Origin of the sequence: Enterobacter cloacae complex sp. FDA-CDC-AR_0164 (assembly GCF_003071645.1) — a bacterium.
Lineage (GTDB): Bacteria > Pseudomonadota > Gammaproteobacteria > Enterobacterales > Enterobacteriaceae > Enterobacter > Enterobacter ludwigii.
Window position 1 is genome coordinate 1,223,555 of record NZ_CP028950.1, and the last position, 24,806, is coordinate 1,248,360.

Genomic DNA, 24,806 nt, shown 5'->3' on the forward strand with positions numbered 1-24,806 from the left:
GTTATTTATCGAACAGGTAGTGATTAACCAGGTTTTCCAGCAGCTCCTGATGCCCGCTCTGATGCTGCGGTGCCAGTTGATGTTGTTCAGCGTACTTCGCGACGTCCGCAAGCGATAACTGGCCTTTCAAAATTTGCTGACCCAGCTCACTGTTCCAGCCGCTATAACGCTTCGCGACACGTTTATCCAGTTCACCGTCTTCAATCATACGGGCGGCGACTTTGAGCGCCAGCGCCATGGTATCCATTGCGCCAATATGGCCGTAGAACAGGTCGTATTTGTCGGTGCTCTGACGGCGCACTTTGGCATCGAAGTTCAGCCCGCCGGTGGTGAAACCACCCGCTTTGATAATTTCATACATCACCAGCGCATTCTCTTCCACGCTGTTCGGGAACTGGTCGGTATCCCAACCCAGTTGCGCATCGCCGCGGTTAGCATCAACAGAACCGAAGATACCCAGCGCGATAGCAGACGCGATCTCGTGATGGAAAGAGTGGCCGGCCAGCGTGGCATGGTTGGCTTCAATGTTAACTTTGATCTCTTTTTCCAGGCCGAACTGTTTCAGGAAGCCGTACACGGTAGCAACGTCGTAGTCGTACTGGTGCTTAGTAGGTTCCTGAGGCTTCGGTTCGATCAGCAGCGTACCGCGGAAACCGATTTTGTGTTTATGGTCGACCACCATCTGCATAAAGCGGCCAATCTGCTCGCGCTCCTGACGCAGGTCGGTGTTGAGCAGGGTTTCATAGCCTTCACGACCGCCCCACAGCACATAGTTTTCGCCGCCCAGCTGATGCGTGGCGTTCATTGCGGTAACCACCTGCGTTGCCGCCCAGCTAAACACTTCCGGATCCGGATTGGTTGCCGCACCCGCGCCATAGCGTGGGTTGGTAAAGCAGTTGGCCGTGCCCCACAGCAGCTTCACGCCGCTTTGCTGCTGTTTAGCCGCCAGCACATCCACCATCTGCGCGAAATTGTTCAGATACTCTTTCAGTGAGGCGCCTTCCGGCGACACATCCACGTCATGGAAGCAGTAGTAGGGCACGTTCAGTTTGTGGAAGAATTCAAAGGCGACATCGGCTTTACGCTTCGCCAGCTCGATGGCCTCACCCGGCTGCTGCCATGGACGGTCAAAGGAACCCACGCCGAACATATCGGCTCCGTTCCAGCAGAAGGTATGCCAGTAACAGGCGGCAAAGCGCAAATGATCTTCCATGCGCTTACCCAGCACCAGCTCATCCGGGTTGTAGTGACGAAATGCTAAAGGATTGGTTGTTTTCGGGCCTTCGTAACGAACACGATCGAGTTGGTCGAAATAAGCTTGCATATTGAGCTCCATAATCAGGGTATGCGGCGAGTCGTTGATACAGGAGTAATAGTGAATAGACATTTTGGCTTGCTCAATTACGTTATTTCACACTGCTATTGAGAGAATGCACAACTGTGCGCTGGCTCGCAAAATAATGTGCAGGCAAACTATTTTTCGCTCCCTCTTCCATAATCAAATGTAATTAAGACGTTACGTATTTTAAAATTCGATCGCGGTCATAAATTCAGAAATAAACCAAATATCATAATGCGAAGATAAAAATCTGTAATTGCCAGCCCGCCTTTCCCCGTTAAAAATTTGCTGCGTCCCAGCAGTGAATGTTTCTTTTATCTCAGCAACACATAACCCTACAAAAAGGCCCTATAATTATGAAGATAAAGAACCTGTCCCTTACTCTCTGCACTACGCTCCTCCTTGCAAGCTTTGCCGGACATGCCAAGGAAGTCAAAATTGGCATGGCGATTGACGATCTGCGTCTTGAACGCTGGCAGAAAGATCGCGATATTTTTGTGAAAAAAGCGGAATCACTTGGCGCGAATGTGTTTGTGCAATCCGCGAACGGCAACGAAGAAACGCAAATGTCGCAAATTGAGAATATGATCAACCGCGGCGTCGATGTGCTGGTCATTATCCCTTATAACGGCCAGGTATTAAGTAACGTCGTTAAAGAAGCCAAACAAGAAGGCATAAAAGTCTTAGCCTATGACCGCATGATTAATAATGCGGATATCGATTATTATATTTCGTTCGACAATGAAAAAGTGGGTGAATTACAGGCTAAAAGCCTGATCGACAAAGTACCTCAGGGCAATTATTTCCTGATGGGCGGCTCGCCGGTTGATAACAACGCCAAGCTGTTCCGCGAAGGGCAAATGAAAGTCCTGAAGCCGTATATCGACAGCGGTAAGATTAAAGTGGTCGGCGATCAGTGGGCGGATGGCTGGCTGCCAGAAAACGCGCTGAAAATCATGGAAAACGCCTTAACCGCCAACAACAATAAAATCGATGCTGTCGTCGCATCCAACGATGCCACCGCAGGGGGCGCAATCCAGGCACTCAGCGCCCAGGGGCTGGCAGGAAAAGTGGCTATTTCGGGTCAGGATGCCGACCTCGCGGGCGTCAAACGCATCATGGCAGGCACACAAACCATGACCGTCTACAAACCGATTACCCAGCTTGCGAATACGGCGGCGGAAATTGCCGTGGAGCTGGGAAATGGTAAGCAACCTAAGGCAGACGCGACGCTGAATAACGGGCTTAAAGATGTTCCGGCTCGTCTGCTCACCCCCATTGAAGTCAATAAAGACAACATTGACGCCACCGTCATTAAAGACGGTTTCCACAAGAAGAGTGAACTGTAATCCAGCGCGCCCCTGCTCTGCGGGGGCGCATCGAGTTGTACTGTTCTTCCCTCGGGTCATGTGGAGCAGTTATGCCTTATTTACTTGAAATGAAAAGCATCACCAAGCGCTTTGGCGCGGTGAAAGCGGTCGACAACGTCAGTCTGCGGCTCAATCCCGGCGAAGTGGTCTCGCTGTGTGGCGAAAACGGATCGGGCAAATCGACGTTGATGAAAGTGTTGTGTGGGATCTACCCGCACGGCAGTTACGAAGGCGAAATTGTCTTTGCCGGTGAAGTGATTCAGGCGACACACATTCGCGATACCGAACGCAAAGGCATCGCCATCATCCACCAGGAGCTGGCGCTGGTGAAGCACCTCACCGTGCTGGAGAACATTTTTCTGGGGGCCGAAATTTCACGTCATGGCGTTCTGGATTACGACACCATGACGCTACGCTGTGAAAAACTGCTGGCCCAGGTAAGTCTCGCGATTTCCCCGGATACGCGCGTCGGTGATCTTGGCCTCGGGCAACAACAGCTGGTTGAAATCGCCAAGGCGCTGAACAAACAGGTAAGGCTGCTGATCCTCGATGAGCCAACGGCCTCCCTCACCGAGCAGGAAACGGCCGTCCTGCTCAATATCATTCGCGATCTGCAAAACCACGGCATTGCGTGCATCTACATTTCACACAAGCTCAATGAGGTAAAAGCCATTTCGGACACCATCTCTGTGATCCGCGACGGTCAGCACATCGGCACACGTGAAGCTGCCGGCATGAGTGAAGATGACATTATCACCATGATGGTGGGGCGCGAGCTCACGGCGCTCTATCCAAACGAACCGCACACCACGGGTGACGAAGTGTTACGGGTGGAAAACCTCACCGCGTGGCATCCCGTTAACCGCCACATCAAGCGCGTTAATGACGTCTCGTTTTCCCTTCACAGCGGCGAAATCCTCGGTATTGCGGGGTTAGTCGGGGCCGGGCGAACTGAAGCCGTCCAGTGCCTGTTTGGCGTATGGCCGGGCCGCTGGGAAGGCCGTATTTTTATCGACGGACAGCCGGTAAAAATCGAGAACTGCCAGCAGGCGATTGCCCACGGTATCGCCATGGTGCCGGAGGATCGCAAGAAAGATGGCATCGTCCCGGTCATGGCAGTGGGTAAAAACATCACGCTTGCCGCGCTCGATAGGTTCTCCGGTACGCTGAGCAGCCTCGATGATGCTGCTGAGCAGCAGTGCATTCTCCAGTCGCTCGCCAGACTCAAGGTCAAAACATCCTCCCCGGAACTGGCCATTGGACGTCTGAGCGGGGGCAACCAGCAGAAGGCAATCCTGGCGCGCTGCCTGCTTCTCAACCCACGCATATTGATCCTGGACGAGCCGACGCGTGGGATCGATATCGGCGCCAAGTACGAAATCTACAAACTGATTAATCAGCTTGTACAGCAAGGGATTGCCGTCATTGTCATCTCGTCTGAGTTACCCGAAGTGCTCGGCCTGAGCGATCGCGTGCTGGTCATGCACGAGGGAAAACTGAAAGCCAATCTGATTAACCAGAACCTGACGCAGGAGCAGGTGATGGAAGCCGCTTTAAGGAGCGAACGTCATGTCGAAAAGCAATCCGTCTGATATTAAAGTCGCTGTTCCGACGCCCGGCGCGTTTGCCGGGCTAAAAGCGCTGAACCTGCAGGTTTTCGTGATGATCGCGGCGATTATTGCCATCATGTTGTTCTTTACCTGGATGACCGATGGCTCGTACTTAAGCGCGCGTAACGTCTCTAACCTGCTGCGTCAGACTGCCATTACCGGCATCCTCGCGGTGGGCATGGTATTCGTGATTATCTCGGCGGAAATCGACCTGTCGGTGGGGTCGATGATGGGTCTGCTTGGTGGCGTGGCGGCCATTTTTGACGTCTGGCTTGGCTGGCCACTGCCGCTGACCATTGCGGTTACGCTGGTGCTGGGTCTGCTGCTGGGCGCCTGGAACGGCTGGTGGGTTGCCTACCGTAAAGTCCCGTCGTTCATTGTCACGCTGGCGGGGATGCTGGCCTTCCGCGGGATCTTAATTGGCATTACCAACGGCACCACCGTCTCCCCTACCAGCGCAGCCATGTCACAAATTGGTCAGAGCTACCTCGCCGATAGCGTCGGCTTTACGTTCGGTGTGATTGGGTTGCTGGCGTTTGTGGCCTGGCAGTGGCGTGGACGAATGCGCCGTCAGGCGTTGGGTCTGGCATCGCCAGCGTCAACGTCCACAGTCGGTCGTCAGGCACTCACTGCGGTCATTGTACTGGGCGCAATCTGGCTTCTGAACGACTATCGCGGTGTCCCGACGCCGGTATTGCTGCTGGCACTGTTGCTGCTGGCCGGGATGTTTATGGCCACGCGTACCGCGTTTGGTCGCCGTATTTATGCCATCGGCGGCAACCTTGAGGCTGCCCGCCTTTCAGGGATCAACGTCGAGCGCACCAAACTCGCCGTCTTCGCCATTAACGGCCTGATGGTTGCTATCGCCGGGTTGATCCTCAGCTCGCGTCTGGGGGCGGGTTCTCCCTCGGCCGGGAACATCGCCGAGCTGGATGCTATCGCCGCCTGCGTCATTGGCGGCACCAGCCTCGCAGGCGGTGTCGGCAGCGTGGCAGGCGCGGTGATGGGGGCATTTATTATGGCTTCGTTGGATAACGGGATGAGTATGATGGACGTCCCGACGTTTTGGCAGTATATCGTCAAGGGAGCCATTCTTTTGCTGGCAGTCTGGATGGACTCTGCAACCAAGCGACGAGCCTGATAACAATATTGTGACTTATTTGGGAAGTTAGCCATGTTTGAAAAGCGTCACCGCATCACGTTGTTATTCAATGCCAACAAAGCCTACGACCGTCAGGTGGTGGAGGGCGTTGGTGAATATTTGCAGGCGTCGCAATCCGAGTGGGATATTTTTATCGAAGAAGATTTCCGAACCCGTCTCGAAAACATCAAAGAGTGGCTGGGCGATGGGGTCATCGCTGACTACGACGACCCCGTCATTGAGCAATTGCTGACTGACGTCGACGTTCCGATTGTTGGCGTCGGCGGGTCTTACCATGCGCCCGAGCACTATCCGCCGGTCCACTATATCGCCACCGATAACCATGCGCTGGTTGAGACCGCCTTCCTGCATTTGAAAGAGAAAGGCGTCCATCGCTTCGCGTTTTATGGTCTACCGTCAACCAGCGGCAAGCGCTGGGCAGTTGAGCGCGAACATGCTTTCTGCCAGCTTGTCGCGCAGGAGAAGTACCGCGGCGTGGTTTATCAGGGGCTGGAGACCGCGCCGGAAAACTGGCAGCACGCGCAAAACCGACTGGCGGACTGGCTGCAAACCCTGCCGCCGCAAACCGGCATCATTGCCGTTACGGATGCTCGTGCCCGCCACGTCTTGCAGGTCTGCGAACATTTACACATTCCGGTGCCGGAAAAACTGTGCGTCATTGGCATCGATAACGAGGAGCTGACGCGTTACCTCTCTCGCGTGGCGCTCTCGTCCGTTGCACAGGGTACGCGTCAGATGGGTTATCAGGCGGCGAAGTTACTGCATCGTCTGCTGGATAAAGAAGCGTTGCCGCTTCAGCGCTTACTGGTTCCCCCTGTCCGTGTAGTCGAACGCCGTTCAACGGATTACCGCTCCTTAAGCGACCCGGCAGTTATTCAGGCCATGCACTACATTCGCAACAACGCCTGCAAAGGGATTAAGGTCGATCAGGTGCTGGACTCGGTGGGCATTTCCCGTTCGAATCTGGAGAAGCGGTTTAAAGAAGAAGTGGGCGAAACCATTCATGCGGTCATCCACGCCGAGAAACTGGAGAAAGCGCGCAGCCTGCTGATCTCCACCTCATTGTCGATCAACGAAATCTCACAGATGTGCGGTTACCCGTCGCTGCAATATTTTTATTCGGTGTTCCGAAAGGAGTATGAAAGTACGCCAAAAGAGTACCGGGAGCGTCACAGCGAAGTGATGATGTAGAAAAAAGAGAAAAAAAAACGCCTTCCGATGGAAGGCGTTTTTTTGAATTACATATGTGCGGCGATTAAGCGCTGGTTATCCTGGTACATCGCGAACAGATAGTTGTTATAGCTCTGTCCCTTGGTCGAATAACCTTTCAGCTTGTGGATCATCGTGCTGGCCGTCACTTCCTGATCCGCTTTACGCAGCTGAGCGCGCGATTTACGGAACGATGAGTAGGCCGGATGCGTGTTCAGATTCACCACGTAGGCATTCACGGAATCTTTCACCGATTCAAACTGAGAATAGCCTTTCACCTTACCTGGTGCATTGTTACAACGCCCCTTGATACATTTCATACCAAACAGGTTGTTGTTATTACGCGCCAGTTTCGAGGTACCCCAGCCACTTTCGGCTGCAGCCATGGTCGCAACCATGCTCCCCGGGATAATGTCGACACGCTCTAAGAGAGAGTTCCATGGCACACGGCGCGTGTTACCGTTCCAGCTCACCTTGTAGCGTTTGGTGATATCTTTCAGGCGCGCGCGTTCTGATGGCGACCAACGGCTATCGTACTGTTTGGCAATCAACCAGTTACGATCCGCAGTAATCGCGGCGTTTTGACTTGTGATGTAAGGCATTACCGTCCGGAGAAACGCTTTTTTCCTTGGTGTTCCGGAAGGGTATTTTCGCAAATCAGGAAGTGAACTACTCTTTGCACTATTGCGAGAATACTCTTGTTTACTGCTAACCTTACTACTTGTCGTCTTTATTACGTGGGCTTTCTTACTCGTTGTATCCGTGTGCGTCTTCGCAAGCACCTCACCCGAAAATGCCATGGTGAGTAACATGAGTATCGCGGCCCCATATCGTCGAATGGGAGTCGATATCATTAGGTCTCCTGGTCGGATATAAACATTCCAACACCTTATTTTTTTCACAAATTTGAGAGCGGAATCTCAAATCATAACAAAAATAGACTGCAAGAGCACGTATAGAAATAGTCCAATTCCGAAACTATGTCACCTGAAACCTGCTCACATAAGCATCAATTCTGAAAAATTGTGCGCGAACTCGCAGATAACTTCCTAATTTTGCGCGGGATCACTCATCCTCACGCGTCATCCTTGCAGAAAGCCCCGGGGGATGAGTTTTTACCCCACACCTGATGGCACACTGGTCAAAAATGCCGCGACAGGAAAATGGAATGAAACGCACCGCATTAGCTTTTCTGATGTTACCCGTACTGGCTCATGCTGACTGGTCATCACCGGGTTTCAACGCCTTTAGCGCCGAAGGTACCGGGATATTTACCAGCCAAGCAAAGCTTGCGAAGGGTACTCGCCCTCTTACGCTGAGTTTTGACAACACGTGCTGGCAGCCAACGGATGCAATAAAACTCAATGAGATGCTGTCGCTTAAAAAATGTGACGGCACGCCGCCGCAGTGGCGACTGTTCCGCGACGGCGAGTACCAGATGCGTGTCGATACCCGCTCCGGTACGCCCACACTGATGCTGACTATTCAGAGCACAGCGGAACCGTCGGTTGCAAACGTTACCCGCCAGTGTCCGAAGTGGGACGGTAAGCCCCTGACGCTTGAAGTTGGCAACGATTTCCCGGAAGGATCGGTGGTCCGTGATTTCTACAGCAAACAGACTGCAACAGTGCAGAATGGAAAAATCACCCTGCAACCCGCCGCCAACAGCAACGGCCTGCTGCTGCTTGAACGCGCCGAAACCGACAAACCTGCGCCGTTTAGCTGGCAAAACGCCACCGTCTATTTCGTGCTGACTGATCGCTTCGTCAACGGCGATCCCTCTAACGATAACAGCTATGGACGCCACAAAGATGGCATGCAGGAGATCGGCACCTTCCACGGTGGCGATCTCAAGGGGCTTACAACCCGGCTCGATTATTTACAGCAGCTGGGCGTGAATGCGCTCTGGATAAGCTCCCCGCTGGAGCAGATCCACGGCTGGGTTGGCGGTGGCACCAAAGGTGACTTCCCCCACTACGCCTATCATGGCTACTACACCCAGGACTGGACCACGATTGATGCCAACATGGGCACCGAAGATGATTTACGCCACCTTGTCGATGAAGCGCATAAACGCGGGATCCGCATCCTGTTTGATATCGTCATGAACCACACGGGTTACGCGACGCTCGCAGACATGCAGGCGTTCCAGTTTGGGGCCCTTTATCTGCAGGGTGATGAACTGAAAAAAACGCTGGGCGAGCACTGGACGGACTGGAAGCCGGGAGCAGGCCAAAGCTGGCACAGCTTCAACGATTACATCAACTTCAGCGACAAAGCCGCCTGGGAAAAATGGTGGGGTAAAAAGTGGATCCGCACCGACATTGGTGATTATGACAATCCCGGCTTCGACGATTTAACCCTGTCGCTGGCATTCCTGCCGGACCTGAAAACGGAGTCGACGACCCCTTCCGGTTTACCCAACTTCTACCAACATAAACCTGATACCCACGCGAAGGCCATTTCGGGCTACACCCCGCGTGATTACCTGACCCACTGGCTCAGCCAGTGGGTACGTGACTATGGCATTGACGGTTTCCGTGTGGATACGGCAAAACACGTGGAACTCGAGGCCTGGCAGCAGTTGAAAGATCAGGCAAGCCAGGCGCTGGCAGCCTGGAAAGGCGCGAACCCCGACAAAAAACTCGACAATACCCCGTTCTGGATGACCGGCGAGTCATGGGGCCACGGCGTGATGCAAAGCGATTATTACCGCCACGGGTTTGACGCGATGATCAACTTTGATTATCAGGAGCAGGCAGCAAAAGCGGTCGGTTGTCTGGCGGACATCGACCTGACCTGGCAGCAGATGGCGGAAAAACTGCAAAGCTTCAATGTCCTGAGCTATCTCTCGTCGCATGACACACGCCTTTTCCGTGAAGGCGGCCAGCGTGCCGCAGAGCTGCTCCTGCTCGCCCCGGGCAGCGTACAAATTTACTACGGCGATGAATCCGAGCGGCCATTCGGACCGACAGGGTCCGATCCATTACAGGGCACCCGCTCGGATATGAACTGGCAGGACGTGACGGGCAAGCAGGCCTTAACCGTCGCCCACTGGCAGGTTCTGGGCCAGTTCCGCGCCCGTCATCCCGCAATAGGTGAAGGCAAACAAACCACGCTGTCGCTGAAAGAAGGCTACGGCTTCGTTCGCGAGCACAATGGCGATAAGGTCATGGTGGTGTGGGCGGGTAGTCAATAACGACGCCAACCGGTTCCCTCTCCCCCTCCGGGAGAGGGATATTTCACCAGAACAATCCACTACCTAAATACCTTCCCACCACATAAAACAACAATCCCGACCGCATCTCTCGATTTGCACCAGCACGGTGCTAGCGTTATGGTTACCCACTTTCAAAATAAGCTCGACAGATCACCTGCTATGACGTTTTCACTTTTCGGCGACAAATTCACCCGCCATTCAGGCATTACTCGCCTGATGGAGGACCTCAACGACGGGCTGCGCACACCAGGCGCCATCATGCTCGGCGGCGGAAACCCGGCTCAAATCCCGGAGATGAACACCTATTTTCAGACGCTGCTGGCTCAGATGCTGGAAAGCGGGAAAGCAACCGATGCGCTTTGCAACTACGACGGCCCGCAGGGTAAAACCGAACTGCTGACACTGCTTGCTGAAATGCTGCGCAAAGAGCTGGGTTGGGATATCGAACCACAGAATATTGCACTGACAAACGGCAGTCAAAGCGCATTTTTCTACTTGTTTAATCTGTTCGCAGGCCGTCGCGCCGACGGCACCACCAAAAAAGTGCTGTTCCCGCTGGCGCCAGAGTACATCGGCTATGCCGATTCCGGCCTCGAAGAGGATCTGTTCGTCTCGGCGCGCCCGAACATTGAGCTGCTGCCAGAAGGCCAGTTCAAATATCACGTCGACTTTGAACATCTGCATATTGGTGAAGAGACGGGCATGATCTGCGTATCACGTCCAACCAACCCTACGGGCAACGTCATCACCGACGACGAACTGATGAAGCTGGATGCGCTGGCGAATCAGCACGACATCCCGCTGGTGATTGATAACGCTTATGGCGTGCCGTTCCCGGGGATCATCTTCAGCGAAGCACGTCCGCTGTGGAACCCTAACATCGTCCTGTGTATGAGCCTTTCCAAGCTGGGTCTGCCGGGCAGCCGTTGCGGGATCATCATCGCCAATGAAAAAATCATCACCGCCATTACCAACATGAACGGCATTATCAGCCTTTCCCCGGGGGGAATCGGCCCGGCGATGATGTGTGAAATGATCAAACGTAATGACCTGCTGCGCCTGTCGAACGAGGTTATCAAGCCGTTCTATTACCAGCGGGTACAGGAAACGATCGCCATTCTTCGCCGCTACTTACCGGAAGAACGCTGCCTGATCCACAAACCTGAAGGGGCAATTTTCCTGTGGCTGTGGTTTAAGGATCTGCCGATCACCACCGAGCTTCTCTACCAGCGCCTGAAAAAGCGCGGCGTGTTGATGGTGCCGGGTGATTACTTCTTCCCGGGTCTGGATAAGCCGTGGCCGCATACGCATCAGTGCATGCGCATGAACTACGTGCCCGATCCGGAAAAAATCGAAGCGGGCGTGAAAATTCTCGCCGAAGAGATTGAGTACGCCTGGCGCGAAGATAGCCAGTAACGCGTTACGCCAGATTATGCAGCCGTTCGGTGCGTAATCTGGCGGGGTCAACGCAGCGCAGCGCGTGGGTTGGGCACGCCTCCACACAGGCAGGTCCAGCCTCGCGATCTGCGCACAAATCACATTTCATCGCCTGAACGCGGTTCCCCACTCGCTGAACCTGCATTGCCCCAAACGGGCACGCTACCACACAACTTTTACAGCCAATACAGCGCGCCGGCTCCACCCGCCAGGCACCCGCGGTGTGGCGAATCGCCTGTGTCGGACAAACAGTGGCACAAGGGGCATCTTCACACTGATGGCAGCCCACAGCTGTAGTGAATGCACCGCCTTTGACCACCCGAATGCGGGGCGCAAACGCGCCTGCAGAAAGCATTCCCTGATGCGACACCACGCAGGCCACTTCGCAGGTACGGCAGCCAATGCATTTTTCCGTATCAGCCAGGATAAATCGGTTCATCTGTCACGCTCCGCGCACGTTAAAACCCAGCTCTTTTGAGATAGCCTCTGCCGTTTCCCGCAGCGGTTTCAGCAGGTTTTTTTCACCAATTTGCTTCATGCGGGACGTCGAGAGCGAAATGGAGATCGCGTACGGCACGCGGCCATGAATATCAAACACCGGTACGGCAAGACAGGAGACGCCCAGCTCGTTCTCTTCTTTATCCATCGCCATGCTGTGCTCGCGGATTTCCGCCAGCTCGTCATACATCGCGCTCAGTTCGGTAATCGTGTTGCGGGTGAGCGGCTGGATCTGCTCCTGATGGCTCTGCCAGTAGCTCGCCACATAGTCCTGATGACCAAACGCCATGTAGATTTTGCCCATCGCCGAACAATAGAGCGGCATATGCTGACCGATGTAAGCACGCGTGCGCAGCATACCGGTTGTGGGCTCCAGCTTATAAATCAGAATGGCGTGATCGTCCTCGCGGCTTGAGAAGTTCACCGTCTCACCGGTGGCGATATTCAGCGTCTCAAGGTGCGGGGCCGCCACGTGAATGATATTCAGCGACGACAGCGCCTTTTGCCCGACGGCGATAAATTTGGTGGTCAGGCGGTAGCTGCCCGCCGCAGGCGCCGGGGTAACATACCCGCACGACTGTAATCCCTGCAGTAAGCGGTGCACGGTGCTTTTATTCAGCCCTGCCAGTTCCGATAAATGGGCCAACGGACACCCGTTCGGGTAGTTGCTGAGGATCTCAATCAGCATCAGGCCGCGAAACAAGCTCTGGCTACCTGCTGGCCTCTCTTTTTCTTGCGTCATTTCGCTCTCTTTCGTGCTCATCCAATGGCTCCTTTTTATCGCGTCCTGATGGTAGCGCAAAGTGTGGTTCAGTTCACGATCTCAACAGAAAAAACACAACCATTTGATTTTAATCGATTTTGAAAATCATGAATGTCGTTGATCTGGCAAAATTTGAACGCTATATTTGAAATCAGATTTCGCATAGTGAAATTTAGCGATAAAAAAGCACTCGCACTTGCCCCGACAAAAACAGGAGAACAGGGATGAAAGTGACCTTTGAAGAGTTAAAAGCGGCGTTCAGGCGGGTCCTGGTCGATCGCGGCGTAAAAGCGGACACCGCCGACGCCTGCGCGGAGATGTTTGCCCGCACCACGGAATCGGGCGTCTATTCACACGGGGTTAACCGCTTCCCTCGCTTCATTCAGCAGCTTGATGCCGGCGACATCATTCCTGATGCCCAGCCAACACGGGTGACCTCGCTAGGTGCCATCGAACAGTGGGATGCCCGACGTTCCATTGGCAACCTGACGGCGAAAAAGATGATGGATCGCGCCACCGAACTGGCCGCCGACCACGGTATCGGCCTGGTGGCACTGCGAAACGCCAACCACTGGATGCGCGGTGGCAGCTACGGCTGGCAGGCCGCAGAGAAGGGGTACATCGGGATCTGCTGGACTAACTCCATTGCCGTCATGCCAGCCTGGGGCTCGAAAGCGTGCTGCATCGGCACTAACCCTCTGATCGTGGCGATTCCGTCTACGCCGATCACAATGGTCGATATGTCGATGTCAATGTTCTCCTACGGCATGCTGGAAGTGAATCGCCTGGCCGGACGCACGTTGCCGGTGGATGGGGGCTTTGACGATGAAGGGCATCTCACCAGAGAACCTGGTGTGATCGAGAAAAACCGCCGCATTCTGCCGATGGGCTACTGGAAAGGATCGGGCTTATCCATCGTCCTCGACATGATCGCAACCCTGCTCTCCAACGGATCCTCCGTTGCGGAAGTGACCCAGGACAACAGCGACGAATATGGCGTGTCACAAATCTTTATCGCCATCGAGGTCGATCGTTTGATCGACGGACCCACCCGCGATGCCAAACTGCAGCGCATCATGGACTTTATCATCAACGCCGAGCGGGCTGATGACAACGTCGCGGTTCGACTGCCGGGTCATGAATTCACACGTCTGCTCGAAGAGAACCGCCGCAACGGCATCACCATTGACGACAGCGTGTGGGCGAAAATCCAGTCTCTGTAAGGAGTGGGCCATGATTTTAGGACATATATCGCAGCCAAATCCGTGTCGCCTGCCGCGGGCGATAGAGAAAGCACTCGATTTTCTGCGCACCACGGATTTCACGGCGCTGGCACCTGGCGTGGTGGACATTGACGGACGTAACATCTTTGCTCAGGTGCTCGACCTCACCACCCGGACGTGGGATGAGAACCGTCCCGAAGTGCACCGTCGCTATCTGGACATACAGTTTCTGGCATGGGGTGAAGAGAAAATCGGTGTCGCCATTGATACCGGCAATAACGAAATAAGCGAATCGCTGCTGGAACAGCGGGATATTATTTTTTATCACGGCAGCGAAAATGAATCATTTATAGAAATGACGCCCGGCACGTACGCCATATTTTTTCCGCAGGATGTTCACCGTCCTGCCTGCATTAAAAATAAGGTATCGGCAATTCGTAAAATTGTGGTGAAAGTAGCAATCAGCGAAATAGATTAATTTTCTGAACTCTATTGGGAATGCGAAATGACTAACACCGGTTTTATAATTGGTGCGTACCCCTGCGCACCCTCGTTTCACCAGCAAGGGGAACAAGAAGAGCGGGACTTCTGGCGAGCGCTTTCCGATACGCCAGATATTCGCGGGCTGGAGCAACCGTGTCTTGAGGATCTCCATCCGTTGGGTGACGAATGGCTGTTCCGCCATACGCCGGGAGACTGGCAAATGGTGGTTACCGCGGTGATGGAAACCATGCGCCGCCGCGGCACAAATGGCGCGTTTGGCCTGGCCTCTGCCGATGAAGAACAGCGCAAAGCCTGCGTTGACTATTACCGCCATCTGCTGCGAAAGATTGATGCCATCAATACTCGCTTTCCAGGCAAAATTATTGCCCTGGAGATGCAAGCCGCGCCGCAGGCGGGAAACCCGTCTGTTGAACAAGCTACCGCTGCGTTTTCCCGTTCTGTACATGAAATCACCTCATGGGACTGGTCATGCGACCTGGTGCTTGAACACTGCGATGCCATGACCGGCCCCGCGCCACGAAAGGGGTTTTTGCCCTTAGCGCAGGTGCTTGAGGTGGTGAAAGAAACGGATATCAGCGTATGCATTAACTGGGCGCGGTCGGCTATCGAAGGACGCAATACCACGCTGCCGCCTGAACATGTTAAAGCCGCACTTGAGGCCGGGAAGCTGGGCGCACTGATGTTCTCCGGGACCTCCGTCCGCGGAGCGTACGGCGAATGGCAGGATCTGCACGCGCCATTTTCCCCGTTCTGCGCCGACAGTTTAATGACCACCGAACAGGTAAACGCACTTTTTACTGCGGCGAGCGCCGCAACATTGAAATTCTCCGGTATTAAATTACTGGAAATAAATGCTAATGCTAACGTCAGCCATCGTATCGCTATTTTGCGCGACGGCATTAGTGAAATGAAAAAAGCAACGCAATAACAATAAAAATCTTATTCCGGTTACATTCACTGAGATATTAAATATGAATATTTCTACTCATGCTCTACAAGCGGATATTCCGCGCCAGCGCTGGTTAAGAATCATTCCGCCTATTCTTATCGCCTGTATTATTTCATATATGGACCGCGTGAATATCGCATTTGCGATGCCAGGCGGTATGGATGAAGAGTTAGGTATCTCTGCCACCATGGCAGGCCTGGCGGGTGGGATCTTCTTTATCGGTTATCTGTTCCTGCAGGTGCCCGGCGGCAAGATTGCCGTGCATGGCAGCGGTAAGAAGTTTATTGGCTGGTCACTGGTTGCCTGGGCGGTGATTTCGGTCCTGACCGGCGTTGTGACCAACCAGTATCAACTGCTGGCACTGCGCTTCTTACTCGGTGTGGCAGAAGGCGGGATGCTGCCTGTGGTGCTCACGATGATCAGTAACTGGTTCCCGGACGCCGAACGCGGCCGCGCCAATGCGATTGTCATCATGTTTGTTCCCATTGCGGGGATCATCACCGCGCCCCTGTCGGGCTGGATTATCACCGCACTCGACTGGCGCTGGCTGTTCATCATTGAAGGGCTGATGTCCATTGTGGTGCTGGTGCTCTGGGTATTCACCGTCTACGACCGCCCGCAGGAGGCTCGCTGGATCTCCGAGGCCGAGAAAAATTATCTGATACAAACGCTGGCCGCAGAACAGCAGGCTATTGCCGGAAAAGCGGTGAAAAATGCCTCGCTGAGGGCGGTTCTGTCCGACAAAACCATGTGGCAGCTGATTGCCCTGAACTTCTTCTACCAGACCGGGATTTACGGTTACACCCTCTGGCTGCCGACCATTCTCAAAGAGCTGACGCATACCAGCATCGGCCAGGTGGGAATGCTCGCCATCCTGCCTTATGTCGGCGCCATTGCGGGCATGTTCCTGTTCTCCTCACTGTCTGACCGTACCGGCAAGCGCAAGCTGTTCGTCTCCCTGCCGCTGATTGGCTTCGCGCTCTGCATGTTCCTCTCCGTGGCGTTGAAAGAGAACATCTGGCTGGCCTATGCCGCGCTGGTGGGCTGTGGCTTCTTCCTGCAGTCCGCTGCGGGTGTGTTCTGGACGATTCCGGCGCGCCTGTTCAGCGCAGAGATGGCCGGTGGCGCTCGCGGCGTGATTAACGCCCTGGGTAACCTCGGTGGGTTCTGCGGCCCTTACGCGGTGGGCGTGCTGATCACCCTCTACAGCAAAGATGCCGGGGTGTACTGCCTCGCGGTTTCGCTGGCGCTGGCCTCGCTGCTCGCCCTGATGCTACCGGCGAAATGCGATGCCGGAGCGGAACCCAACCCCGGCGTGAACCCGCATAAGCACGCAGCCTGATCCCCCCGCCCTCTCCTGAAGAGAGGGCGTAAGACAAGAGAGTCAACGATGAGTGAAAAAGAGCCCTTCTGGCTGGGTATCGATTGTGGCGGAACGTATCTGAAAGCCGGTCTGTACACCCGCCAGGGCCAGGAAGTCTGTATTGAGCGCCGCGCGGTTGCCACACTCAGCCCACACGCAGGCCACGCTGAGCGGGATATGCACCAACTCTGGCAGCAGTGCCACGCCACCGTCGCCCTGCTGCTTAAGAAGGCCGGCATCGGCGGCGCACAAATCAAAGGCGTCGGGATATCAGCTCAGGGTAAAGGACTGTTTTTACTGGACAAGTATGACCAGCCGCTCGGCAACGCCATGCTCTCCTCTGACCGCCGGGCGCTGGAGATTGTACAGCGCTGGCAGCAGGACGGTATTCCTGAAAAGCTTTATCCGCATACGCGCCAGACGCTATGGACGGGGCATCCCGCCTCCCTCCTGCGCTGGGTGAAAGAGAATGAACCGCACCGTTATCAGCAGATTGGCTGTGTGATGATGGCGCACGACTACCTGCGCTGGTGCCTCACCGGCGTTAAAGGGTGTGAAGAGAGCAACATCTCTGAATCCAATCTCTACAACATGAACACCGGGCAGTACGACCCGCAGCTCACACGCTGGCTCGGCATCGACGAAATTGACGGCGCGCTGCCGCCGATCGTCGGTTCAGCAGAAATGTGCGGGGAAATCACCGCTCAGGCCGCCGCCCTGACCGGTCTCGCAGCGGGTACACCCGTTGTGGGGGGGCTGTTTGATGTGGTTTCCACCGCGATCTGCGCCGGGTTACATGACGACAGCACGCTCAACGCCGTGATGGGCACCTGGGCTGTCACCAGCGGGATCGCCAACGGTATAGGCCATAACGAGCCGTATCCCTATGTGTATGGGCGCTACGTTCATCCGCAGCACTACATCGTTCACGAAGCCAGCCCCACCTCGTCCGGTAACCTCGAATGGCTAACCACACAGTGGGGCGACATGTCATTCGATGCGATCAACCAGGCCGTGGCCAGCCTGCCGAAAGCCGGAAGCGATCTGCTCTTCCTGCCGTTCCTCTATGGCAGCAACGCCGGGCTGGAGATGACCTGCGGGTTTTACGGCATGCAGGCCCTGCACACCCGCGCGCATCTGTTGCAGGCGGTCTATGAAGGTGTGGTCTTCAGCCACATGACCCATCTTAACCGCATGCTAGCGCGCTTCACGCACGTGCAGGCATTGCGCGTAACCGGCGGCCCTGCCCATTCAGATGTGTGGATGCAAATGCTCGCGGACGTCAGCGGTCTGGCAATAGAACTGCCACAGGTCGAAGAGACCGGCTGTTCCGGCGCGGCGCTGGCCGCGCTGGTGGGTACCGGCGTTTATCCCGATTTCCGCACCGCGCAGCAGGCTGTCAGACATCACATTCGCGTCATCACACCCGACAAGCATGCCCATGCGGCCTACCAGCGCAAGTATCAGCGCTACCAGCTACTGATTTCAGCACTACAGGGCTATCACGCCCATGTTAAGGAGCACGACCTATGAGCCGACCATTACTGCAGCTGGCGCTCGACCATACCTCACTTCAGGCCGCACAGCGCGACGTCGAGCGGCTTGCGGATCACGTCGATATTATCGAAGCAGGCACCATTTTGTGTCTCACCGAAGGGCTTAATGCCGTGCGCGCACTGCGCCAGCAGTGTCCGAAAAAAACGATCGTGGCTGACTGGAAAGTGGCCGATGCCGGAGAAACGCTGGCTGAACAGGCGTTTGGCGCAGGCGCGAACTGGATGACCATTATCTGCGCCGCGCCGCTGGCAACCGTCGAGAAGGGTCACGAGGTGGCTCTGCGCTGCGGCGGGGAAATTCAGATGGAGCTGTTTGGTCACTGGACGCTGGATGATGCGCGAGAATGGCACCGTATCGGGGTCACACAGGCCATTTATCACCGTGGGCGCGACGCACAGGCCAGCGGCCAGCAGTGGGGCGAGGCGGATCTCGCCAGCATGAAAGCCCTCTCGGATATCGGCCTGCAGCTCTCGATCACCGGCGGCATTACCCCCGCCGACCTGCCGCTGTTTAAGCAGATCAATGTGAAAGCGTTTATTGCCGGACGGGCACTGACAGGCACTGCTAACCCACCGCAGGTGGCCCATGCATTCCATTCACACATCCGCGACATCTGGGGGGAGTCACCATGCGTCAGCATCCGTTAGGTATCTACGAAAAAGCGCTGCCGAAAGCGCTCACCTGGCCAGAGCGCCTGGTGCTGGCAAAAAGCTGCGGATTTGATTTTGTCGAGATGTCGATCGATGAAACCGATGAGCGCCTGTCCCGCCTTGAGTGGAACACCGCGCAGCGCGCCTCTCTGGTTGAGGCGATGCTGGAAACCGGGGTCGCGATCCCGTCGATGTGTCTGTCTGCCCACCGCCGTTTCCCGTTTGGTAGCCGGGACGAGACCGCCCGCGAGCGCGCACGCGCCATCATGACCAAAGCCATCCGTCTGGCGCGCGATCTCGGTATTCGCACCATCCAGCTTGCCGGGTATGACGTCTATTACGAAGAACATGACGAAGGTACCCGGCAACGCTTTGCCGAAGGGCTGGCATGGGCCGTGGAGCAGGCCGCCGCCGCGCAGGTCATGCTGGCAGTGGAGATCATGGATACCGCGTTTATGAACTCCATCAGCAAATGGAAAAAGTGGGACGAAATGCTCGCTTCGCCATGGTTCAGCGTTTATCCGGACGTCGGCAACCTGAGCGCGTGGGGTAACGATGTGGCCGCCGAGCTGACGCTGGGCATCGATCGCATCGCCGCCATCCACCTGAAAGATACCCAGCCCGTGACTGAACAAAGCCCCGGACAGTTTCGTGACGTACCGTTCGGCGAGGGGTGCGTCGATTTCGTGGGCATATTTAACACGCTGAATCAGCTCAATTATCGCGGCGCATTTCTGATTGAAATGTGGACTGAAAAAGCCAAAGAACCGGTACTGGAAATCATCCAGGCACGCCGCTGGATTGAAGCCCGGATGCAGGAAGGAGGGATGACATGTTAGAACAACTCAAAGCCGAGGTCCTGGCGGCAAACCTGGCGCTGCCCGCCCACCAGCTGGTGACTTTCACCTGGGGCAACGTCAGTGCGGTGGATCGTGAACGCGGCCTGATGGTGATTAAACCCTCCGGCGTGGAGTATGACGTGATGTCCGCAGAGGATATGGTGGTGGTGGACATTGCCACGAGCCAGGTGGTCGAGGGGGTTAAAAAACCCTCTTCCGACACGCCAACCCACCTGGCGCTGTATCGCCGTTACCCTGAAATTGGCGGCATTGTGCATACCCATTCCCGCCACGCCACTGTCTGGGCGCAGGCAGGGCAGGATTTACCGGCATGGGGTACCACTCACGCTGACTATTTTTATGGTGCGATCCCCTGCACGCGGTTGATGACCCCGGCTGAAATTGCGGGTGAATACGAATACCAGACCGGTGAAGTGATCATCAAAACCTTTGAGGAGCGCGACGTAAACCCGATGCAGATCCCGGCGGTGCTGGTGCATTCTCACGGCCCGTTCACCTGGGGAAAAAATGCGGCCGATGCGGTACATAACGCTGTGGTGCTGGAAGAGTGCGCCTTTATGGGGCTGTTTTCACGCCAGCTTGCGCCACAGCTACCGACGATGCAGCAGGAATTGCTCGATAAACATTACCTGCGCAAGCATGGAGCAAATGCCTACTACGGCCAGTGATCACCCGGAATTAATATGCTCCTTACAGTACCGCCGTTTCCAGACGGCGGGCGTTAAGCCGGTATGCTTTGAAAATATCTGCCGGAAATACCCGACATCATTAAAACCGCAGCGGGTTGCCACTTCGGTCAGGGACGCGGAGTCGTTCAGCAACAGCTTTTCTGCCGCCCTGACGCGCTGGCGATGGATCGCTTCCGTCAGGGTTAAGTGAAAGGTCCGGCGAAATACGCGTCCCAGATAATCGGCATTGCAGTGCAAGGCTTTTGCCAGTTGCGATGTGGAAAGCGGCAGATGAAACTGCGTGCGAATAAGCTGTTTTGCCTTCCATGCCATGGCCGCGCCGGCTTCATCGGCTCTGTCTTCATAACCTGAGGAGATCGACACTTGCTGTAAAATCAGCAGCAAAATCATTTCCAGCGCCACGCTTCGCTGTAATTTTTCCTGCTCACTCAGGAATTGCCGGAATAGCGCAATCACATATTGAGCATCGCGCACGCAGCAATGTTGTTCAATGGCCACCGGAAAAGCATGTGGCAAAGGCGACGATTGCGCTTCGACCTCAAAATGCAGCCAGTAGAACCGCAGGTCCGCCGGGAAATCTTCTGTCCCCACGTGTCGACGCGCCGGCCAGAGCAGTAAGCTCTCTCCCGCTTTCACCTCAAAGAGCGTGTTTTCTTCCTGGATCGTTAATGTCCCTTTTTCGACGAAGATAATCTCCCACGAGGTTAATTTGCGCGCCGGATGCCGGCCCACGCCCCGGGAAATAAAGAGCCCACCATTTTGCACTTTAATCGGAAGCGCTATGGATAATTCAAGCATGGATATTCACCATTCCGCTCTGATTGCCATTAATATTCATCTTATGCTTTGATTATTAATGAATATCTTCCTGCCTTCCCGATCGAAATCACAAATTTATCATCAGGTCGGAATCGTCACCTTTTTATACTTTTCCCTTCCCTTGTTGGCCTGAGCGTTCGGTGCAGAATGAATGGGGTACCTTGCATAAATACGATAAAAATCGATTACCGAGGAGTTACCTCATGACTTCCACACCGATTACAGAATCACAGGTCGTACAAGGGGCTATGGATGACCGCCTGTCAGTCCGCGAAAAAATAGGCTACGGCCTGGGTGACGCGGGTGGCACGGTCATTACCTGCCTGATCATGAATTTTCTTACCTTCTTCTACACCGACGTTTTTGGTCTGACGCCTGCGCTCGTTGGCACGCTGTTTATTGCCCTGCGCGTGTTTGATGCCATTTCCGATCCGGTGATGGGGGTGATTGCCGACCGAACACAAAGCCGTTGGGGGCGTTTTCGCCCGTGGCAGCTGTGGGTGGCGCTTCCTGTCGGGGTTATCGGTGTACTGACCTTCACCGTGCCTGACGCCAGCATGGGGGTGAAAATCGCCTGGGCGTTTGGTACCTATCTGCTGTTGTCAGTGGGCTATACCGCCATCAACGTGCCCTACTGCGCGCTGATCAACACCATGACCACCCGCCACAGCGAGGTCATCTCCTGCCAGTCATGGCGCTTTGTGCTGTGCGGTGTGGCGGGCTTTTTGGTCTCTGTTGGCCTGCCGTGGCTGGTCGCAGCGCTGGGCGAGGGCAACGCCGCGCGAGGCTATCAGCTCGGCGTTGGGGTGTTGTGCGCCATCGCCGTGGTGATGTTCCTCTGCTGCTTCTTCTGGGTGCGTGAGCGCGTCCCGCTGGCGCTGATGGGCAAATTCACCTTACGCGAGCACCTGGCCGGCCTGCGCAACAACGATCAGCTCCTGCTGATGCTGGTGATGTCATTCCTGCTGATCAACGTCTTCAACATCCGTGGCGGCGGCTACATGTACTTCATCACCTACGTGCTCCAGGGCAGTACCGCTTATACCTCGCTGTTCTTCACGATGGTGACCTTTGCCGCCATTCTCGGCGCGGTGATCGTGAATCCCCTTTCTCGCCGGATTGATACCGTCAAACTCTATTACTACACCAACCTCGTGCTGGCCGCGCTCGCGGCAGGAATGTGGTTTCTGCCAGGCGGTCCGGCTCATCAGACGCTCTGGCTGATCGTTATTCTGAGTAACGGCGTCATTCTCGGTTTTACCCTGCCCCTGCACTTCTCGCTGATGGCATTTGCAGATGACTATGGTGAGTGGAAAAACGGGGTACGTTCATCTGGCATGAACTTCGCTTTCAATCTGTTTTTCATCAAGCTCGCCTGGGCGTCCAGCGCCGGGATCATCAGCCTGGTGTTTATCGCCGTCGCCTACCAGCCGGGCGCGGGCAACCAGACACCAGCCTCGTTACAGGGAATTACTGCGATGGAGACGCTGCTCCCCGCCCTTTTCCACCTGCTGCTGGCGGTCTCAATCCGCTGGTGCAGACTCAACAATCCCATGATGTCGCGCATTGCCACCGATCTGCGCCAGCGTCACGTATCGTCCTGAGGAGAATGACATGTCCATAATGGAAGCCGACCTGCACACACTGAACATCAACGACCCGTTTCTCGGTCAGTATCAGCGGCTGGTGCGTGATGTGGTGATCCCCTACCAGTGGGATGCGCTAAACGATCGCGTTACCGAAGCCGAACCGAGTCACGCCATCACCAACTTCCGCATTGCGGCAGGGCTGGAACAGGGGGAGTTCTATGGGATGGTGTTTCAGGACAGCGACGTGGCGAAATGGCTGGAAGCCGTCGCGTGGTCGTTGTGCCAGAAGCCCGACCCGGAACGTGAAAAAACCGCCGATGAGGTGATTGAGCTGATTGCGGCGGCGCAGTGTGACGATGGCTATCTCAACACCTACTTCACGGTGAAAGCACCCGGTGAGCGCTGGACGAATCTCGCCGAATGCCACGAATTGTACTGCGCCGGACATATGATTGAAGCTGGCGTGGCCTATTTTCAGGGGACCGGAAAACGCCGTCTGCTGGAGGTGGTATGCAAACTGGCGGACCATATCGACCGGGTCTTTGGCCCCGGCGAGGAGCAGCTTCACGGTTATCCGGGCCATCCGGAAATTGAGCTGGCGCTTATGCGGCTTTACGACGTCACTCAGGAACCGCGTTACCTGGCCCTTGTGAAATATTTTATCGACACGCGCGGCACACAGCCTCATTTCTACGATATCGAATATGAGAAACGGGGCCGGACATCGTACTGGAACACGTACGGCCCGGCGTGGATGGTCAAGGACAAAGCCTATAGCCAGGCGCATCAACCGCTTGCCGAACAACACACCGCCATCGGCCACGCGGTTCGATTTGTCTATCTGATGGCGGGCATGGCGCATCTTGCTCGCCTGAGTCATGACGAGGGTAAACGCCAGGACTGCCTGCGACTGTGGAATAACATGGCCCAGCGACAGCTCTATATTACCGGCGGGATCGGCTCGCAAAGCAGTGGCGAAGCCTTCAGCAGCGATTACGATTTGCCTAACGATACGGTATATGCCGAAAGCTGCGCCTCCATTGGCCTGATGATGTTTGCCCGCCGGATGCTGGAGATGGAAGCGGACAGCCAGTACGCCGACGTGATGGAGCGTGCCTTATACAACACGGTACTGGGCGGCATGGCGCTGGACGGTAAACATTTCTTCTATGTGAACCCGCTGGAGGTACACCCTAAAACACTGGCATTTAATCATGTCTACGACCACGTTAAGCCGGTTCGCCAGCGCTGGTTCGGCTGCGCCTGTTGCCCGCCCAATATCGCCCGCGTGCTCACTTCGCTGGGCCACTATCTCTATACCGTTCGTCAGAACGCGCTCTTTATCAACCTCTATGTGGGGAACGACGTCGCCATACCGGTAGATGAGGGCACCTTACAGCTACGGATTAGCGGTGATTATCCATGGCAGGAAGAGGTCAACATCGAGATCACCTCACCTGCCCCGGTGACCCACACGCTGGCACTACGTTTACCAGACTGGTGCACAAGCCCGGCCGTGTCACTGAACGGCGAAAGGGTCACGGGTGATGTCTCCCGGGGGTATCTGTACCTCACCCGCCGCTGGCAGGAGGGAGATACCCTTACGCTGACCTTACCCATGCCGGTCCGCCGCGTGTACGGTAACCCGCTGGTACGCCAGCAGGCCGGTAAAGTCGCGCTGCAGCGTGGCCCGCTGGTCTACTGCCTGGAAGAGGCCGACAATGGCGCGAACCTGCATAACCTCTCCCTGCCTGAGCAGAGCGAATTTCGGGTCTTTGAAGGAAAAGGGATCTTTGCGCACAAGATACTGATTCAGGCGGAGGGCATCGCGCGTCACGCTGATGAGGAAGGCACGCAGGCACTGTGGCAGTACGATCGCGCCCCGGTGCAGCGCCAGCCCCGGACGTTGACCTTTATTCCGTGGTTCAGCTGGGCAAACCGGGGAGAAGGGGAAATGCGGATTTGGGTGGATGAGGCCTGAAGGTATCTGTCCTG

General features: G+C 55.5%; 21 protein-coding genes. 16 read left to right on the forward strand and 5 right to left on the reverse strand.

Annotation, left to right across the window (positions count from 1 at the left end; all coding sequences use genetic code 11):
• Window position 1: 1 nt before the first annotated feature.
• Window positions 2-1,324 carry a xylose isomerase gene (xylA, locus tag AM410_RS05955; protein ID WP_086462926.1) on the reverse strand — a complete coding sequence of 441 codons (1,323 nt, stop codon included), beginning with the start codon at window positions 1,322-1,324 and terminating at the stop codon, window positions 2-4.
• Between the two features lie 371 nt (window positions 1,325-1,695).
• Between xylA and xylF the strand changes: the two genes are divergently transcribed.
• The 4 genes from xylF to xylR all read left to right on the forward strand — a co-directional run bounded on the left by xylF (window position 1,696) and on the right by xylR (window position 6,672).
• The gene (gene xylF / locus AM410_RS05965) at window positions 1,696-2,688 is read left to right on the forward strand and encodes a D-xylose ABC transporter substrate-binding protein (protein WP_032679983.1); all 993 of its coding nucleotides are present in this window, start codon (window positions 1,696-1,698) and stop codon (window positions 2,686-2,688) included.
• Between the two features lie 71 nt (window positions 2,689-2,759).
• Window positions 2,760-4,301, forward strand: a complete 1,542-nt coding sequence (locus AM410_RS05970) for a xylose ABC transporter ATP-binding protein (RefSeq protein WP_108647638.1) — start codon at window positions 2,760-2,762, stop codon at window positions 4,299-4,301.
• Window positions 4,279-5,460, forward strand: a complete 1,182-nt coding sequence (gene xylH, locus AM410_RS05975; protein WP_014168116.1) for a xylose ABC transporter permease XylH — start codon at window positions 4,279-4,281, stop codon at window positions 5,458-5,460. Before AM410_RS05970 ends, xylH begins: the two co-directional genes overlap by 23 nt.
• Window positions 5,461-5,493: 33 nt before the next feature.
• Window positions 5,494-6,672 carry a D-xylose utilization transcriptional activator XylR gene (xylR, locus tag AM410_RS05980; protein ID WP_020882649.1) on the forward strand — a complete coding sequence of 393 codons (1,179 nt, stop codon included), beginning with the start codon at window positions 5,494-5,496 and terminating at the stop codon, window positions 6,670-6,672.
• Between the two features lie 47 nt (window positions 6,673-6,719).
• Here xylR and AM410_RS05985 read toward each other — a convergent pair whose 3' ends face one another.
• Window positions 6,720-7,544 (reverse strand): protein bax, encoded by an 825-nt coding sequence (locus AM410_RS05985; RefSeq protein WP_020882650.1) that lies wholly within the window; start codon window positions 7,542-7,544, stop codon window positions 6,720-6,722.
• Window positions 7,545-7,858: 314 nt separating this feature from the next.
• On the opposite strand from AM410_RS05985, the gene AM410_RS05995 reads away from it, so the two are divergent.
• Together AM410_RS05995 and avtA are read left to right on the forward strand one after the other, a co-directional pair.
• Window positions 7,859-9,889 (forward strand): alpha-amylase, encoded by a 2,031-nt coding sequence (locus AM410_RS05995; RefSeq protein ID WP_073397595.1) that lies wholly within the window; start codon window positions 7,859-7,861, stop codon window positions 9,887-9,889.
• A gap of 180 nt (window positions 9,890-10,069) precedes the next feature.
• Window positions 10,070-11,326: a valine--pyruvate transaminase gene (avtA, locus tag AM410_RS06000; protein ID WP_020882652.1), complete on the forward strand. Its 1,257-nt coding sequence runs from the start codon at window positions 10,070-10,072 to the stop codon at window positions 11,324-11,326.
• A 4-nt stretch (window positions 11,327-11,330) separates the two neighbouring features.
• On the opposite strand, the gene AM410_RS06005 is transcribed toward avtA, so the two are convergent.
• The gene (locus tag AM410_RS06005) at window positions 11,331-11,786 is read right to left on the reverse strand and encodes a 4Fe-4S binding protein (RefSeq protein WP_073397593.1); all 456 of its coding nucleotides are present in this window, start codon (window positions 11,784-11,786) and stop codon (window positions 11,331-11,333) included.
• A 3-nt stretch (window positions 11,787-11,789) separates the two neighbouring features.
• A complete protein-coding gene (gene yiaJ, locus AM410_RS06010; protein ID WP_020882654.1) occupies window positions 11,790-12,608 on the reverse strand; it encodes an IclR family transcriptional regulator YiaJ in 819 nt (272 codons plus the stop codon).
• A gap of 224 nt (window positions 12,609-12,832) precedes the next feature.
• Here yiaJ and yiaK point away from each other — a divergent pair, with 224 nt between their 5' ends.
• From yiaK to araD, 8 genes are read left to right on the forward strand one after another with little or no spacing between them, the layout of a single operon-like run.
• Window positions 12,833-13,831 carry a 3-dehydro-L-gulonate 2-dehydrogenase gene (gene yiaK, locus AM410_RS06015; protein WP_014168108.1) on the forward strand — a complete coding sequence of 333 codons (999 nt, stop codon included), beginning with the start codon at window positions 12,833-12,835 and terminating at the stop codon, window positions 13,829-13,831.
• 10 nt (window positions 13,832-13,841) lie between these two features.
• Window positions 13,842-14,309 (forward strand): YhcH/YjgK/YiaL family protein, encoded by a 468-nt coding sequence (locus AM410_RS06020; protein WP_020882655.1) that lies wholly within the window; start codon window positions 13,842-13,844, stop codon window positions 14,307-14,309.
• A gap of 27 nt (window positions 14,310-14,336) precedes the next feature.
• On the forward strand, window positions 14,337-15,263 hold the full coding sequence (locus tag AM410_RS06025) for a DUF4862 family protein (protein WP_108647640.1): 927 nt from the start codon (window positions 14,337-14,339) through the stop codon (window positions 15,261-15,263).
• A gap of 43 nt (window positions 15,264-15,306) precedes the next feature.
• Complete coding sequence (locus AM410_RS06030) at window positions 15,307-16,626, forward strand: MFS transporter (protein WP_047742797.1); 1,320 nt, start codon at window positions 15,307-15,309, stop codon at window positions 16,624-16,626.
• Window positions 16,627-16,674: 48 nt separating this feature from the next.
• Entirely contained in the window at window positions 16,675-18,180 is a 1,506-nt protein-coding gene (locus AM410_RS06035) for an FGGY-family carbohydrate kinase (RefSeq protein ID WP_073397586.1), read from the forward strand.
• The gene (ulaD, locus tag AM410_RS06040) at window positions 18,177-18,851 is read left to right on the forward strand and encodes a 3-keto-L-gulonate-6-phosphate decarboxylase UlaD (RefSeq protein WP_040018411.1); all 675 of its coding nucleotides are present in this window, start codon (window positions 18,177-18,179) and stop codon (window positions 18,849-18,851) included. Before AM410_RS06035 ends, ulaD begins: the two co-directional genes overlap by 4 nt.
• The gene (locus AM410_RS06045; RefSeq protein WP_073397584.1) at window positions 18,833-19,693 is read left to right on the forward strand and encodes an L-ribulose-5-phosphate 3-epimerase; all 861 of its coding nucleotides are present in this window, start codon (window positions 18,833-18,835) and stop codon (window positions 19,691-19,693) included. Before ulaD ends, AM410_RS06045 begins: the two co-directional genes overlap by 19 nt.
• Window positions 19,687-20,382, forward strand: coding sequence for an L-ribulose-5-phosphate 4-epimerase (gene araD / locus AM410_RS06050; RefSeq protein ID WP_047355988.1), 696 nt, complete (start codon window positions 19,687-19,689; stop codon window positions 20,380-20,382). The genes AM410_RS06045 and araD overlap by 7 nt, the downstream gene beginning before the upstream one ends.
• On the opposite strand, the gene AM410_RS06055 is transcribed toward araD, so the two are convergent.
• Window positions 20,383-21,201, reverse strand: coding sequence for a helix-turn-helix domain-containing protein (locus AM410_RS06055; protein ID WP_025206441.1), 819 nt, complete (start codon window positions 21,199-21,201; stop codon window positions 20,383-20,385).
• A 224-nt stretch (window positions 21,202-21,425) separates the two neighbouring features.
• Here AM410_RS06055 and AM410_RS06060 point away from each other — a divergent pair, with 224 nt between their 5' ends.
• Together AM410_RS06060 and AM410_RS06065 are read left to right on the forward strand one after the other, a co-directional pair.
• Window positions 21,426-22,826, forward strand: coding sequence for an MFS transporter (locus AM410_RS06060; RefSeq protein WP_047355987.1), 1,401 nt, complete (start codon window positions 21,426-21,428; stop codon window positions 22,824-22,826).
• A 10-nt stretch (window positions 22,827-22,836) separates the two neighbouring features.
• On the forward strand, window positions 22,837-24,792 hold the full coding sequence (locus AM410_RS06065; RefSeq protein ID WP_047742786.1) for a glycoside hydrolase family 127 protein: 1,956 nt from the start codon (window positions 22,837-22,839) through the stop codon (window positions 24,790-24,792).
• Window positions 24,793-24,806: the final 14 nt, after the last annotated feature.

What these genes read in the sequence shown, in the direction of transcription:
- xylF (WP_032679983.1), top strand. Translation starts at nt 1,696, where the DNA reads ATGAAGATAAAGAACCTGTCCCTTACTCTCTGCACTACGCTCCTCCTT.
- yiaJ (WP_020882654.1), bottom strand. Translation starts at nt 12,608, where the DNA reads ATGAGCACGAAAGAGAGCGAAATGACGCAAGAAAAAGAGAGGCCAGCA.
- AM410_RS05995 (WP_073397595.1), top strand. Translation starts at nt 7,859, where the DNA reads ATGAAACGCACCGCATTAGCTTTTCTGATGTTACCCGTACTGGCTCAT.
- AM410_RS06005 (WP_073397593.1), bottom strand. Translation starts at nt 11,786, where the DNA reads ATGAACCGATTTATCCTGGCTGATACGGAAAAATGCATTGGCTGCCGT.
- AM410_RS06045 (WP_073397584.1), top strand. Translation starts at nt 18,833, where the DNA reads ATGCGTCAGCATCCGTTAGGTATCTACGAAAAAGCGCTGCCGAAAGCG.
- AM410_RS06020 (WP_020882655.1), top strand. Translation starts at nt 13,842, where the DNA reads ATGATTTTAGGACATATATCGCAGCCAAATCCGTGTCGCCTGCCGCGG.
- xylH (WP_014168116.1), top strand. Translation starts at nt 4,279, where the DNA reads ATGTCGAAAAGCAATCCGTCTGATATTAAAGTCGCTGTTCCGACGCCC.
- AM410_RS06060 (WP_047355987.1), top strand. Translation starts at nt 21,426, where the DNA reads ATGACTTCCACACCGATTACAGAATCACAGGTCGTACAAGGGGCTATG.
- AM410_RS06025 (WP_108647640.1), top strand. Translation starts at nt 14,337, where the DNA reads ATGACTAACACCGGTTTTATAATTGGTGCGTACCCCTGCGCACCCTCG.
- AM410_RS06035 (WP_073397586.1), top strand. Translation starts at nt 16,675, where the DNA reads ATGAGTGAAAAAGAGCCCTTCTGGCTGGGTATCGATTGTGGCGGAACG.
- avtA (WP_020882652.1), top strand. Translation starts at nt 10,070, where the DNA reads ATGACGTTTTCACTTTTCGGCGACAAATTCACCCGCCATTCAGGCATT.
- yiaK (WP_014168108.1), top strand. Translation starts at nt 12,833, where the DNA reads ATGAAAGTGACCTTTGAAGAGTTAAAAGCGGCGTTCAGGCGGGTCCTG.
- araD (WP_047355988.1), top strand. Translation starts at nt 19,687, where the DNA reads ATGTTAGAACAACTCAAAGCCGAGGTCCTGGCGGCAAACCTGGCGCTG.
- AM410_RS05970 (WP_108647638.1), top strand. Translation starts at nt 2,760, where the DNA reads ATGCCTTATTTACTTGAAATGAAAAGCATCACCAAGCGCTTTGGCGCG.
- AM410_RS05985 (WP_020882650.1), bottom strand. Translation starts at nt 7,544, where the DNA reads ATGATATCGACTCCCATTCGACGATATGGGGCCGCGATACTCATGTTA.
- AM410_RS06055 (WP_025206441.1), bottom strand. Translation starts at nt 21,201, where the DNA reads ATGCTTGAATTATCCATAGCGCTTCCGATTAAAGTGCAAAATGGTGGG.
- AM410_RS06065 (WP_047742786.1), top strand. Translation starts at nt 22,837, where the DNA reads ATGTCCATAATGGAAGCCGACCTGCACACACTGAACATCAACGACCCG.
- xylR (WP_020882649.1), top strand. Translation starts at nt 5,494, where the DNA reads ATGTTTGAAAAGCGTCACCGCATCACGTTGTTATTCAATGCCAACAAA.
- xylA (WP_086462926.1), bottom strand. Translation starts at nt 1,324, where the DNA reads ATGCAAGCTTATTTCGACCAACTCGATCGTGTTCGTTACGAAGGCCCG.
- AM410_RS06030 (WP_047742797.1), top strand. Translation starts at nt 15,307, where the DNA reads ATGAATATTTCTACTCATGCTCTACAAGCGGATATTCCGCGCCAGCGC.
- ulaD (WP_040018411.1), top strand. Translation starts at nt 18,177, where the DNA reads ATGAGCCGACCATTACTGCAGCTGGCGCTCGACCATACCTCACTTCAG.